The organism is uncultured Sulfitobacter sp., from assembly GCF_947502895.1.
Lineage (GTDB): Bacteria > Pseudomonadota > Alphaproteobacteria > Rhodobacterales > Rhodobacteraceae > Sulfitobacter.
Genome location: NZ_CANNBM010000001.1, coordinates 119,304 through 132,814, shown reverse-complemented (window position 1 = coordinate 132,814; position 13,511 = coordinate 119,304). Strand labels below are relative to the sequence as shown.

12 protein-coding genes are annotated in these 13,511 nt (G+C 59.0%); 8 read left to right on the top strand and 4 right to left on the bottom strand.

What is annotated here, in order from left to right; all coding sequences use genetic code 11:
- Positions 1–42: 42 nt before the first annotated feature.
- The 7 genes from pcaC to ugpC all read left to right on the top strand — a co-directional run bounded on the left by pcaC (position 43) and on the right by ugpC (position 6,245).
- Positions 43–423 (top strand): 4-carboxymuconolactone decarboxylase, encoded by a 381-nt coding sequence (gene pcaC, locus Q0903_RS00610; protein WP_299024071.1) that lies wholly within the window; start codon positions 43–45, stop codon positions 421–423.
- Entirely contained in the window at positions 420–1,166 is a 747-nt protein-coding gene (gene pcaH, locus Q0903_RS00605; protein ID WP_299411877.1) for a protocatechuate 3,4-dioxygenase subunit beta, read from the top strand. Before pcaC ends, pcaH begins: the two co-directional genes overlap by 4 nt.
- 2 nt (positions 1,167–1,168) lie before the next feature.
- Positions 1,169–1,783 (top strand): protocatechuate 3,4-dioxygenase subunit alpha, encoded by a 615-nt coding sequence (gene pcaG, locus Q0903_RS00600; RefSeq protein ID WP_299411875.1) that lies wholly within the window; start codon positions 1,169–1,171, stop codon positions 1,781–1,783.
- 296 nt (positions 1,784–2,079) lie between these two features.
- Positions 2,080–3,390, top strand: coding sequence for a sn-glycerol-3-phosphate ABC transporter substrate-binding protein UgpB (gene ugpB, locus Q0903_RS00595; RefSeq protein ID WP_299411873.1), 1,311 nt, complete (start codon positions 2,080–2,082; stop codon positions 3,388–3,390).
- A 57-nt stretch (positions 3,391–3,447) separates the two neighbouring features.
- Positions 3,448–4,329 (top strand): sn-glycerol-3-phosphate ABC transporter permease UgpA, encoded by an 882-nt coding sequence (gene ugpA, locus Q0903_RS00590; RefSeq protein WP_299024064.1) that lies wholly within the window; start codon positions 3,448–3,450, stop codon positions 4,327–4,329.
- A gap of 20 nt (positions 4,330–4,349) precedes the next feature.
- Complete coding sequence (ugpE, locus tag Q0903_RS00585) at positions 4,350–5,186, top strand: sn-glycerol-3-phosphate ABC transporter permease UgpE (RefSeq protein WP_299027621.1); 837 nt, start codon at positions 4,350–4,352, stop codon at positions 5,184–5,186.
- Positions 5,187–5,189: 3 nt separating this feature from the next.
- A complete protein-coding gene (gene ugpC / locus Q0903_RS00580) occupies positions 5,190–6,245 on the top strand; it encodes a sn-glycerol-3-phosphate ABC transporter ATP-binding protein UgpC (protein ID WP_299024062.1) in 1,056 nt (351 codons plus the stop codon).
- A 6-nt stretch (positions 6,246–6,251) separates the two neighbouring features.
- On the opposite strand, the gene Q0903_RS00575 is transcribed toward ugpC, so the two are convergent.
- The 4 genes from Q0903_RS00575 to Q0903_RS00560 all read right to left on the bottom strand — a co-directional run bounded on the left by Q0903_RS00575 (position 6,252) and on the right by Q0903_RS00560 (position 12,248).
- A complete protein-coding gene (locus tag Q0903_RS00575; RefSeq protein WP_299411871.1) occupies positions 6,252–7,967 on the bottom strand; it encodes a calcium-binding protein in 1,716 nt (571 codons plus the stop codon).
- 100 nt (positions 7,968–8,067) lie between these two features.
- Positions 8,068–9,780, bottom strand: coding sequence for a methionine--tRNA ligase (gene metG / locus Q0903_RS00570; protein WP_299411869.1), 1,713 nt, complete (start codon positions 9,778–9,780; stop codon positions 8,068–8,070).
- A gap of 57 nt (positions 9,781–9,837) precedes the next feature.
- A complete protein-coding gene (locus Q0903_RS00565) occupies positions 9,838–10,956 on the bottom strand; it encodes a serine hydrolase domain-containing protein (RefSeq protein WP_299411867.1) in 1,119 nt (372 codons plus the stop codon).
- 56 nt (positions 10,957–11,012) lie between these two features.
- Positions 11,013–12,248, bottom strand: coding sequence for an MFS transporter (locus tag Q0903_RS00560; RefSeq protein ID WP_299411865.1), 1,236 nt, complete (start codon positions 12,246–12,248; stop codon positions 11,013–11,015).
- A gap of 164 nt (positions 12,249–12,412) precedes the next feature.
- On the opposite strand from Q0903_RS00560, the gene Q0903_RS00555 reads away from it, so the two are divergent.
- A complete protein-coding gene (locus Q0903_RS00555) occupies positions 12,413–13,456 on the top strand; it encodes an aldo/keto reductase (RefSeq protein ID WP_299411863.1) in 1,044 nt (347 codons plus the stop codon).
- Positions 13,457–13,511: the final 55 nt, after the last annotated feature.

Here is a 13,511-nt window from a genome sequence, read left to right as displayed (position 1 = left end):
ATCCCGCCTATATTTTCGCGCCACTACATAAGGAGCACGCCGATGCATGACCGTTTCAAACAGGGGATGGCCACAAGGCGCGCGGTGTTGGGGGACGCGCATGTAGATCGTGCCGAGGCAGGCAAAAGCGATTTTGATGCACCTTTCCAGACGATGATAACCGAAGGGGCGTGGGGGACGCTGTGGTCTGACGATACGATCACAAAACGCGAGCGGTCGATGCTGACGCTGTCGCTGTTGGCGGCAACGGGCAATTTCGACGAAATCCCCATGCACATCCGCGCCACGGCCAATACCGGTGCTGCTCCGCAGGATGTATTGCAGGCCTTTATGCATGTTGCTGTCTATGCGGGGGTGCCAAAGGCCAACCACGCCATCAAGCTGGCCAAGCAAACCTATGCAGAAATGGGGATTGAACTATGAGCACACGCAAGACACCGTCAAGCGTGGGGGGATTTATCCCGCGGGATCGTAACTGGCAGCCTGATGCGCTGACGCCGCCCTACAAAACCAGCATCAAACGCAGCCCTCAATCGGCGCTGCTGTCGTTTCCCACTACGTTGAGCGAAGAGACATCGCCGGTGTTCGGGCAGAGCATGTTGGGGGAGCTGGACAACGACTTGATCCACAATTTCGCCCAGCCTGGCGAAAGCGCTATCGGCCCGCGTATCATCGTGCATGGACGGGTGATGGACGAAAACGGGCGCGCTGTGCCTGACGCATTGCTGGAGTTCTGGCAGGCGAACGCGGGGGGGCGCTACCGCCACAAAAAAGAGAGTTATCTGGCCCCGCTGGACCCAAATTTTGGCGGCTGCGGGCGCACGATTACGGACGGGGACGGCAATTACGAGTTTCGCACCATCCAGCCCGGCCCGTATCCGTGGCCCAATGGTATGAACGACTGGCGGCCCGCGCATATCCATTTTTCGGTTTTTGGCCACAGCTTTGCCCAGCGTCTGATCACCCAGATGTATTTCGAGGGTGATCCGCATATCAAGCTGTGTCCCATTGTGGGCGTGCTTAAAACCCAAGAGGCGATTGATGCTTTGACCGCACCGCTGGACATGAACCGCACGGTGCCGATGGACAGCCGTGCCTACAAGTTCGACATCGTGCTGCGTGGACGGCGGCAAACCTATTTCGAGAACCGTAAGGAGGGGATGTGAGCATGGCACAGAAACTGGAGTATTTGCGCGAAAGCCCAAGCCAGACAGCGGGCCCTTATGTGCATATCGGCTGCACGCCCAATTTTGCGGGGCTGGACATGTATGGCGGTGATCTGGGGGCCACGATGAAGACCGGCCCTGTGCAGGGTACTGAAATCACCCTGAAAGGGGCGGTTTTTGACGGGTTTGATACTCCGCTGCGCGATGCAATGATCGAAATCTGGCAGGCGGATGCGGCAGGGCTTTTCCCCTCTGTCAACGAAACGCGTGGCACTGCCGACCGCAATTTCACGGGCTGGGGCCGCTCGGCCGGGCATATGGACACGGGTGAATTTATGTTCGATACGGTAAAGCCCGGGGCGGTGCCTTTCCCTGATGGACGGATGCAAGCGCCCCATATTACCGCGTGGGTCGTGGCGCGGGGCATCAACATCGGCCTGCACACCCGCATCTATTTCGAGGACGAGCGCGAGGCGAATGCCGCAGACCCCATTCTGACGCGTCTTGAGCACCAAGGCCGTATCCCGACCTTGCTGGCCACGAAAGAAGCGGACGGCGTTTACCGCTTTGATATTCATCTTCAAGGTCCCAAAGAGACTGTCTTTTTCGACATGTAAATCTGAGGTGCTGATTGCATTCAGGTGAAGCCGACCTGACGGACTGTCTGTGTTGCGTGGCGCGGCAGCTGCCTGTCGTGCCTTGGGGTATGAGTCGGGCGCGCGGGCTGCAAGGGCTTGCATTCAATCCGTTGGTGATTGCGCTAAGTTATTGTCAGGGAATGTATTTTTGTAACTCCAAGGTGCCTTGAATTATAAATCCCCGCGTGTATCGTCAAGGGGTCACACAAATGATGCGGGGGCTGTCCCCAAAGCATCAAAACGACACAGCACCGATTTGGTGCATGGGAGGAACAATGAAAAAATCTATTCTCGGCGCGCTCGCCGTATCCACAATGCTGTCGCCGGTTGCGGCCATGGCGCAAACCGAAGTGCAGTTCTGGCACGCCTTCACGGGCCGTCTGGGCGAGTTGGTCAAGGCGCAGGTTGAAGAATTCAACGCAAGCCAGACCGACTATGTTGTGGTGGAAAGCCATAAGGGCAATTATTCGGAAACGCTCAACGCGGGGATCGCTGCGTTTCGTGCGGGCGAACAGCCCCAGATTTTGATGGTTTTCGAGGTCGGCACGGCCACGATGATGGCTGCTGGCGGGGCTGTGCGCCCCATGTACGAGGTCATGGCGCAAAGTGGTGCGGAATTTAATCCCGACAGCTATATCGGTGCTGTGAAGGGGTACTACACGACCACCGAAGGCGACATGCTATCGCTGCCGTTCAATGCCTCGACACCTGTGCTGTGGGTGAACCGTGATGCAATGACTGCGGCGGGAGTTGACCCCGATACCGATTTGTCCACATGGCAAAAGGTCGGCGAGACGCTGGACGCGCTAAAGGCAGGGGGCGAGGAATGTCCGCTGGTTACAGCATGGCAGAGCTGGATCCACCTTGAGAATTTCTCGGCTTACCATGATGTGCCATTTGCATCCAAAGACAACGGTTTTGCTGGTGTGGATACCGAGCTGATGCTGAATGGCGAGGCGCAGGTTGCGCACCTGACGGCCATGGGCCAATGGGCGCAGGACGGCAAATTTATCTACACAGGCCGCCGCAATGAGGGGGGTGCAAACTTCCGCTCTGGCGAATGTGCGCTGTTTACCGAAAGCTCTGCTGGCTATGCAGGGATCAAGGCCGAGGCCGAGTTCGCCTTTGATGTGCGTCCGCTTCCCTATTGGGAAGGTGTCGGAAACGCACCCCAGAATACCATCATCGGTGGTGCGTCCCTGTGGGTCATGGAGGGCCATGAAGAGGACGAATACAAAGGCGCAGGCGAATTCCTGAGCTTCCTTTCATCTTCGGATGTGCAGGCCAAATGGCATCAGGATACAGGCTATCTGCCGATCACTGCCGAAGCGGGCGAGGCCACCCGTGCTGCGGGTTTCTATGATGCGAACCCCGGAACGGACATCGCAGTGATCCAGATGACTACAAACGAGCCTACGGCAAATTCCAAAGGTCTGCGGCTTGGCTCGTTTGACCAGATCCGCGGGATCATTGACGAAGAGCTGGAAGGCATCTGGTCGGGCGACAAGACCGCCCAAGAAGCGATGGACAGCGCGAAAGAGCGCGGCGATGCCCTGCTGCGCCGTTTCGAGAGCGCCAACCGCTAAGTAACTTTGAAGGCAGGCCTGATTTCGGCCTGCCTTTTACATCAAGGGGGCAGACACATGGAAAAACGCGTCACGTTTCGCGGCTGGTTGCTGCCTTTGCTATTGATCGCGCCGCAGGTTGTAATCTCGGCTGTGTTCTTTTTCTATCCGGCAGGGCAGGCGATCTGGCAGTCGCTGTTTATCCCTGATCCGTTTGGCCTGTCCTCGCAATATGTGGGCATGGGCAATTTCGAGTTTTTGCTGGGCGACAAGTTCTACCGTGGGGCGTTTTTGACCACAGCTATATTTTCGATCCTTGTGACGTTATGCTCTATGATCCCTGCGCTGTTTCTGGCCGTGATGGCGGACAGGTTGATTAAGGGATCGGGCGTCTACCGCACCATGTTGATCTGGCCCTATGCGGTGGCCCCTGCGATTGCGGGGGTGCTGTGGCTGTTCATGTTCAACACCCGCGTGGGCGTGATATCGTGGTATCTGGGCACGCTTGGCTATGACTGGAACCATGTGCTGAACGGGGGCGAGGCGATGGGCCTTGTTGTCGTCGCCTCTGCCTGGGGGCGGATCAGCTATAACTTTTTGTTCTTCTTTGCAGCGTTACAGGCGGTGCCGAAATCGGTAATCGAGGCGGCCGCGATTGACGGCGCACGGTTCTGGCGGCGCTTCTGGACGATTGTGCTGCCGCTGCTGTCGCCGACCACGTTCTTTTTGCTGGTGGTCAATGTGGTCTATTCATTTTTCGAGACGTTTGGTGTGATCCACACGATCACGTCCGGTGGGCCGCAACAGTCAACGACGGTGCTGGTCTATAAGGTGTTTTCGGATGGTTTTGTGGGTCAGGATCTCGGCTCCTCCTCGGCGCAGTCGGTGATTTTGCTGCTTGTGGTGGGGTTGCTGACGATCATCCAGTTCAAATTCATTGAAAAGCGGGTGCATTACTGATGGCCAAAGAATTGCATGGCATGGTGGAGAAGCGTGGCTCGGGCCTGTGGCTGACACATGTGGTAATGATCTTGGGCGTGCTGGTGATTTTCTTTCCGATCTGGCTGGCCTTTGTTGCCTCGACCGTCACGCAGGCGGATATCGTAAAGCCGCCGATGCCGCTGTGGCCCGGTGACCAGTTTGTCGAGAATTACAGCCGTGCGTTGTTTGACGGAGTGAACGTACCTGTCGCCACGATGCTGTTCAACAGCATGGTGATGGCGATCGGCATTGCGGTGGGCAAGATCGCGATTTCGCTGCTGAGCGCCTTTGCCATCGTGTATTTCAGATTTCCGGGCAAGATGATTTTCTTTTGGATGATCTTTCTGACGCTGATGCTGCCTGTCGAAGTGCGGATCGTGCCGACCTACGAGGTGGTGGCGGGCTTTGGGATGCTGAACAGTTACGGCGGGCTGATCTTACCGCTTATCGCATCGGCCACGGCGACATTTCTGTTCCGTCAGTTCTTTCTCACCATACCCGATGAGCTGGCAGAGGCCGCGCGCGTGGACGGTGCCAGCCCGATGCAGTTTTTCCGCGATATCGTTGTGCCGATGAGCCGCACCAACATAGCGGCGCTGTTTGTTATCCTGTTTATCTACGGCTGGAACCAGTATCTCTGGCCGCTGCTGATCACCACGGACCCAGAGATGAACACCATCGTGATGGGCATCAAGCAGATGTTTCCGTCCGGGGATGACTTTGCCCATTGGCCCACGATCATGGCCACTTCGATTCTTGCGATGATCCCTCCGGTGATTGTCGTGGTCAGTATGCAACGGCTGTTTATCCGCGGCCTCGTCGATAGCGAGAAGTAAAATATGGCAACGGTTTCCCTGCGGGATGTGAAGAAAAGCTTTGGTGCGACGGATGTGATCCACGGGATCACTACCGATATTGCGGATGGCGAGTTTATCGTGATTGTCGGCCCGTCGGGCTGTGGGAAATCCACGCTGCTGCGCATGGTCGCTGGGCTGGAGCGGGTGAGCGCGGGCGATGTGATGATCGGTGGCGAGCGGGCCAACGACAAAGAGCCGATGGACCGTGATATCGCCATGGTGTTCCAGAACTACGCGCTCTATCCGCATATGTCGGTGCGCCAGAACATGGGGTACGGGCTGAAAATCGCGGGGCTGGCCAAGGACCAGATCAAGGCCAAGGTGGAAGAGGCGGCCAAGCTGTTACAGCTGGAGCCGCTGCTGGATCGCAAGCCGCGCGAGCTGTCGGGTGGTCAGCGCCAGCGGGTGGCCATGGGCCGTGCGATTGTGCGCGAACCTGCTGTGTTTTTGTTCGATGAGCCGCTGTCAAATCTGGATGCCAAGCTGCGGGTGCAGATGCGCCTTGAGATCAAGGAGTTGCAATCAAAGCTGGGGATTACCGCGCTGTATGTGACCCACGATCAGGTCGAGGCCATGACCATGGCGGACCGTATGATCGTGATGAACGGTGGCGTGGCCGAGCAGATAGGCACGCCGCTGGAGGTCTACGAGACGCCGCGCACGCTGTTTTCCGCGCAGTTTATCGGCAGCCCTGCGATGAACATCGTTGATGCGCAGGTGCAGGGGGGGCGTGTGATGGTGGGCGGTGTGGCTGTGGCAGATGCAGTAGGCGCTGATGGCCCCGTAAAGCTGGGCGTGCGGCCAGAACATCTGGTGTTTGACGGCGCGGGACCGATCTGTGTGAATGTCGCGATGGCAGAGCCGCTGGGCGCCAACACGCTTCTGCATGGCAAACTGGACGGTACGGACGAGAGCTTTACCGCCAGTATGCAAGGCGTGCATCTGCTGAGCGATGACACACGCGTGCTGCGGTTCGGCATCCAGCCCGGCAAGGCGCATCTGTTTGATGCGGCAACAGGGCTGCGCCGAACAGGCTAGCCGCGCTTAGGCAGGGCGCTGGAAGTCGGGGATGATCTGGACATAGGTCACATCTGCCGCCGTCAGGTCAGGTACGCCTTGGACGACTGCCACGACTGCATCGTCGATCACAACTTCGGAGGCCGTGCCATCAATGGTATTGCGCACGATCAGGGCGTCATTGTCAGGCAATGTACCAGGGACGGCCAGCGCGAGGATGAAGTCTTCGCTGGGGTCATAGTCTGTAATCAGGGCAGGGGCGAACAGACCTGCCTCACGGCTGTCCTGTATTGCAAAGATATCGGCCCCTTCGCCGCCTGTCAGTTCACCTGCGCGGGCAAGGGTCAGATCATCATCGCCTGCGCCGCCAATGAGCGTGTCAGGCTCTGGCGTGATCCGTTCAAACCGGTTGCCGTCTGAGTCCAGATCATCGGTATCGGAGATGAAGTAGTCTCCGCCCACGGCGATCAGGGTATCGTTGCCTTCGCCGCCCACCAGACTGTCACTGCCGCCAAAGGTGCCGTCGATCCGGTCGGCACCATCGCTGCCGATGATCGTATCGTCGCCGTAACTGCCCAATACATCCGTGCCGATGCCGCTGGCGCTGTTGCCGATGGTATAGGTGTTGGCGTAGTTTTCGGACTGGTTGTCGTTGTATTCCAGCGAGATATTCAGCTCAAAATCATCCAGTGTGACAGGGCTGTTGCCCAGAAACTCGACGATTAGATCGTCCCCCAAGAACAGATTGCTGCCCTGACCGTCACTGCGGGGCTGTAGGGTTATCTCGCCGCCATCGCCATTACCTGCGGTCAAATCTATGCGCAGGGTATCGACGGTCGGGTCAAAATCGGTGATCTGTGCGACAAGATCGTCGGTAATGCTTTCCTCAAGCTGCATGGTATCTGCACCAAGGCCGCCCGTCAGGGTGCTGCCACTATCTGCGCGCAAGCTGTCGTCGCCTGCGCCGCCGTCCAGCAGATCATTGTTGGGGCCTTGTTCCGCGCCTGCGATCGGGCGGAAGTTCAGCACATCATCGCCATCGCCGCCCAGCAGCGTGTCGGAGCCGCGCCCGCCATTCAGGCTGTCTTCGCCTGCGCCGCCGTCGAGCAGATCATCACCTTCCATGGCGCGCAGGGTATCGTTTCCTTCCCAGCCCAAGAGCGTGTCATTGCCAAAGTCAGCCCAAATGATGTCATTTCCGATACCGCCATCAAGGCTGTCGTCGCTGTTAAAGCCGCGCAGATAATCATCGCCTGCACCGCCCAGGATGGTATCTGCATCTTCAAAATCGGTTGCGCTGCTACTTTCAAAGCCACTGCCGTGCAGGCTGTCATCCCCTGCGCCGCCCTCGATCAGATCTGCGTCGCCGCCCGCTGTGATGCTGTCATCGCCGTTCTGGCCCAGAATGGTATCCGCGCCGCCGTTGCCAAAGATGGTGTCATTGCCATCGCCGCCCTCGATCCGTTCGGCCTGCGCGGTGCCGAGGTAATCGTCATTGGCGCCGTCCAGAATGATAGGGCCTGTTACCGGCGGTGTCGGGGGGGCAGGTGGTTCTGGTGTGAGCGGCGTTTCATCTACGGGCAGGCTGGGCGTTTCTGGTTCGGGGACCTCGGGATCGACAGGAACCTCGGGATCGACGGGCGTATCGGGATCGACGGGCATATCGGGCGCGTCGTCGGTATCACCGCCAGAGGCAAAGGCCGCAATCATGCCTACGCCAGCGAGCAAAAGGATCAGTTCCATGGCACTATGCCCCCCAGCAGGAAGTTTTGGTTTTTAAAACCTTATCTTAGCAGGGGGGCGGAGTCGAATGGCACAAATGGAAACAGTTTGTTTCCAGATATCAGTCGCGGGTTCCGGCAAAGCGCGCGGCCCATTCATCGCGCTGGTCGTCGGTGATTTTGGCAAACAACACCTCTGGCACCTCGAACACATGGCCTGCGGGCAATTGCGCCACCGCTGCTGCTACATCATTGGGCCAGCCTGCATCGGCGATCTTCATACCTGCCAGCATTTTTGCCGCCGCATCAGGAATAAACGGGGCTGCCAGCGTCGCGTAAAGCGGGATGAGGTTGAGCGCGAGGCGCGTCTGCGCCGCTGCGCGGTCAGGGTCTGTTTTGAAGGTGGTCCATGGTGCTTGGGCTTGTAAATATTCGTTGCCTGCCGCCCAGATCGCGCGCAGCTCGGCGGCGGATTTGCGGACCTCCATCGCGTCCATATGATCCGCGTATTTGGCCACGCGGGCGGTCAGATCGGCGATAAGGGCGTGTTCAGCCTCGCCGTATTCGCCAGCACTTGGCACCGCCTCGCCGAATTTGGAGCGGCAGAATTTTGTGATGCGGCTGACAAAGTTGCCCAAGACATCGGCAAGGTCCTTGTTGGCGGAGGATTGGAAGTTTTCCCACGTGAATTCTGCATCCGATGTCTCGGGCGCGTGGGACAGCAGCCACCAGCGCCAGTAGTCGGCGGGCAGGATTTCCAGCGCCTGATCCATAAACACACCGCGCCCGCGCGAGGTCGAGAACTGGCCGCCGTCATAGTTGAGGTAGTTGAAGGACTTGATGTAATCGACCAGCTTCCACGGCTCGTTTGACCCCATGATCGTGGCGGGAAAGCTGAGTGTGTGGAAGGGCACGTTGTCTTTGCCCATGAACTGGGTGTAGCGGACATCGTCCGCGCCCTTGTCGGTGCGCCACCAGCGTTCCCAGTTTTCCCCTTTGCCCGCATCGACCCATTCCTGCGCGCAGGCGATGTATTCGATGGGGGCGTCGAACCAGACATAAAAGACCTTGCCTTCCATCCCCGGCCACGGTGCGTCACCGCGTTTGACGGGGACGCCCCATTTGAGGTCACGGGTAATGCCGCGATCCTGCAAGCCGTCGCCATCATGCAGCCATTTTTTCGCGATGGAAGTGGTGAGAACAGGCCAGTCGGTTTTGCTCTCGATCCAGTCGTTCAGGCGGTCTTTCATCTTGGATTGTTTGAGAAAGAGATGTTTTGTGGCGCGCATTTCCAGATCGGTTGCCCCTGACACGGTGGAGCGGGGGTTGATAAGATCTTCGGGGTCAAGCTGTTTGGTGCAGTTGTCGCATTGATCGCCGCGCGCGTCCTCGAATCCGCAGTTGGGGCAGGTGCCTTCGACATAACGGTCTGGCAGGAAGCGGCCATCGGTCTGAGAATAAATCTGGCTTTGCTCGATTTCCTCGATCAATCCCTCATCGGCCAGCGCACCTGCGAAATGCTGGGTAAGGCGCTTGTTCTGCTCGGACGACGAGCGGCCGAAGTGATCGAACGACAGGCCGAAGTCTGCCGCGATCTTGGCTTGCACCGCGTACATCTCGGCGCAATATTCCTCAACGGGTTTGCCTGCCTTGGCCGCGGCCAGCTCGGCGGGGGTGCCGTGTTCGTCCGTGGCGCAAAGAAACAGAACCTCGTAGCCTCTGCCGCGCAGGTAGCGGGCATAGAGATCGGCAGGCAGCTGGCTGCCCACCAGATTGCCGAGGTGCTTGATCCCGTTGATGTAGGGAATGGCGGAGGTGATGAGGTGACGGGTCATAAAGGGTATTCCTTGCGGTGTTCCCCCTCCCATAGCTGCATGCGCTGTGAGGATCAATCAGTGCAGTAGAACGGTGACCGATTTGCGCAGGTCTGCATAGGCTTCGGACGGCAGGCTGCCTTGCCAGTTTGCGACGAAAACACTGCCATTTGTTCCCATGACAAACAGCGCGCCGATGCGCCGCGCGGGTGTTTTGCTGCGCCACAGGCCCGAGTGGTTCAAAGTATGCGTGCCTTTGCCGGTGCGGTGGAAGACGCCAAGGCCAGCGCCGCTGTCGGGATTATAGGCGAAATCGGCGGGACGCTGCATCCAGGGGCGCGCAGGGGCGTACCAGTGCATCGCGAAACGCGCGTAATCTGCGGCAGATATGGACCAGCCACCAAAGCCTGCGGTGGCCCACATGCGCCCTGCGACCTGTGCAGTTCTGGCATCTGCGGGAGCCATAACTGCCGCTTGGCAATAATCGCCATAGGACTGGCCCGTAAAGCCTTCGATGATCTGACCCAGCAAGGCAAAATTCACGTTTGAATAGAGATGCCCGCGGCTTGCGGGCAGGTGGGCCGGATCGCGCAGGGCGGCGCGGGCAAAATTGGCTTGGGTATACATATTGCGCCCTTCGCCAGCGGTGCCGTCCGACCCGATGTTTTTGGGCAGGCCACTGGTGTGCGTGACAAGGGCGCTGAGCGGTAGCTTTGCCAGTTCTGCGTGGGGCGCCATGCCAAGTGTGTTCCAGACGGGCGTCAATTCCGACAGGGGGGTATCCCAGCTGTGATCGCTCTGTGCGAGAATTGTGTTTAGGCACATGGCGGTGACGGCTTTGGACAGGCTGGCGACAGGATAGGCCTGATCGGACGTGCGGCCTTGGCCAGCGCCTGTAATTATGGCGCCGTTCATACCGATCGCGATTGCGCTTGTGTCGACGCCGTGGCGGGTCATCCATGCGCGCCATGCGGTTTCAATTGCTGTGGTGTCGGGTACGGACGTTTGTGCCAAGGGGATCGGAGCGGAGACAGCAGGCGGTGCGGTCAATAGCGGGTTTGCAGCTGCCGTTTGCGCATGTTCCTTGGCATTGGGTGCAGACTGCAATGCTGACGTGCTTTGCGGCAGCATCGTAGAGAGTGCGACAAGACCGAAAAGTGCAAACAGGCCACCCGCAGCCAGCTGTATGATCCGCATCTTTTGATCTCCTATGTCCCGTAACTGTCTCTGGATGCAGGGAAAGGAGGGCAGGATTAGGGCTTTTTGTGGTATTTCTCGCGGTCACGACGAAACAGGCGGCCAACCAGAAAGGAGGTGCGGGGGGCATAGACATATGCGGTGCGGCGTTCGGCGATGCGGCCAACGCCGATACGGGCGACGCCGAATACGATCAGGGCGGCGTGGCCTGTGGCCAGCATGATGAACAGGGCTTGGGGGCCGTAGTTTTCAATGAGGATGGATGCGCCGTAGGGGGCGGCGATAGCGCCCATGGCGAACCAGAACATCAGCGCCGCTGAAAGCTCGACCCGCTCTTCCGAGCTGGCAAAGTCATGGGCGTGGGCGGCGGCGACGGAATAGATCGGGAAGGTCGTGAGACCAAAAAGGCCTGCCGACAGCAATATACCCGTTACGCCCCATTCGGCGGTGGACATGGTCACGCCGCAGCTGCCGATGGCAGCGACCGAGAGCCAGATCAGCACCTTGCGGCGATCGAACCTGTCTGCCAGCCAGCCGATGGGCAGTTGTGCCAACGCGCCGCCGATCACAAACGCCGAGAGAAACCAAGCGATCTGTCCTGCGCTCAGGCCCAGCTCTTGGCCGTAGATCGGGCCGACCATCCGGAAGGAGGCGCTGGAGAGCGCCGCGACAATTACCCCCGCGACCGCCAGCGGTGAACGAACGTAGGCCAGCATCGGGCGCAGGCGCGGGGATTTGGGGGTATCGGGCTGCGATGCTGTTGTGAGGGTGATGGGAAGCAAGGCGGCACAGCACAGGATTGCAAGGATGTTGTAGGAGATATAATCAGCAGGGGCGAGAATGCCGATGATACCCTGCGCCGCGAGGCTGCCTGTCATGTCGACCATCCGGTAGGTGCCCATGGCGCGGCCGCGCGTCTCGTTGGTGACTTTGGCTTGCAACCATGCCTCGACCACCGTGTAACAGCCTGCCACGCACAGCCCAGAGGCCACCCGCATCAACGCCCATGCGTAGGGATTGATTACCATCATATGAGCGATCAGGCCGATGCTGCCTGCGGCTGTGAACGCGGCAAAAGCACGGCTGTGCCCGACCGATCCCAGAAGCCGTGGCGCAAACCAGCAGCCGATGAAAAACCCCACAAAATGCGCCGAGCCGAGCATGCCGATTTCTTGCCGTGTAAACCCCAGCGCCGTGCCGGAAAGCACATCAAGCGGGCCAACCCCGCCCGACGAGAGCTGTAGCAAGACGACCGAGAAAAACAGCGCCGCAAAGGAAATCATCATACGCATAGGTTCTGAATGATCCTGTTAGGCGCAGAAATATAGAGAAATCCGACAATTCAGGTCTGTTTGCGGCGGAATTTATCGTTGCAAGGCCACCGCGTGTACTGAAAACGGTTGCGACCGCGCGGCGGGTGGCTAGGGTCTGGCGCAGGAAAACGCGGGAGCATGCCATGCAGATGACGAAACTGGGCCGCACGGATATCGAGGTCTCAAAATTCTGTCTGGGGTCGATGACCTGGGGCACACAGAACACCACAGCCGAGGGCCACGCGCAGATTGAGTGCGCACTGGACGCAGGGATAAACTTTGTCGACACGGCCGAGATGTATCCCGTCAATCCGCTGAGCGCGGAGACACAGGGGCGCACCGAGGAGGTGATTGGCGACTGGTTTGCGGCGACGGGGCGGCGCAACGACATGGTGCTGGCAACAAAGCATTCGGGCGAGGGGATCGCATATGTGCGAGATGGCGGTCCCATCACGGCGGCGTCCATTCCGCAGGCCATCGACGGATCACTGGCGCGGCTCAAGACTGACTACATCGACCTGTATCAGTTCCACTGGCCCAATCGCGGCAGCTATATGTTCCGCAAGAACTGGCTATATGATCCGTCCGCGCAGGACCGCGCCGAAACGATCCAGAACATCGAGGATTGTTTGGGCGCCCTGCAGATCGAGGTGGATCGGGGGCGTATCCGCGCCTTTGGCATGAGCAATGACAGTGCGTGGGGGCTTACCCAATGGGCCAATGCGGCCGAGCGTGTGGGCGGGCCGCGCATCGCCACTGTACAAAACGAATATTCGCTGATGTGTCGCATGGCCGATACGGATGTGGCCGAAGCCTGCCATAACGAAGACATCGGAATGCTGTCATTCTCGCCGCTGGCTACAGGGCTGTTGACGGGCAAGTATCAGGGCGGGGCGGTGCCGGATGGATCGCGTCTATCGCTCTCGCCTGAATTGGGCGGGCGCAAGACGCCGCGCGCATTCGAGGCGGTGGCGGCTTATCTGGGGGTCGCGGAAAAGCACGGGCTTGATCCGGTGCATATGGCCATGGCCTTTGTGCGCGACCGCCCCTTTATGGCCAGTGCAATTTTTGGTGCAACGACCATGGCCCAACTGACCCATATCATCGCGGGTGCCGATCTGGTGCTGTCGGAGGCGGTGATGGCAGATATCGACACGGCACACCGCGCCCACCCCATGCCCTATTAGGACCAAACACGACACGGACAGGACGTTTTCGAGGGTGGAAACACAGGCCCGCAAG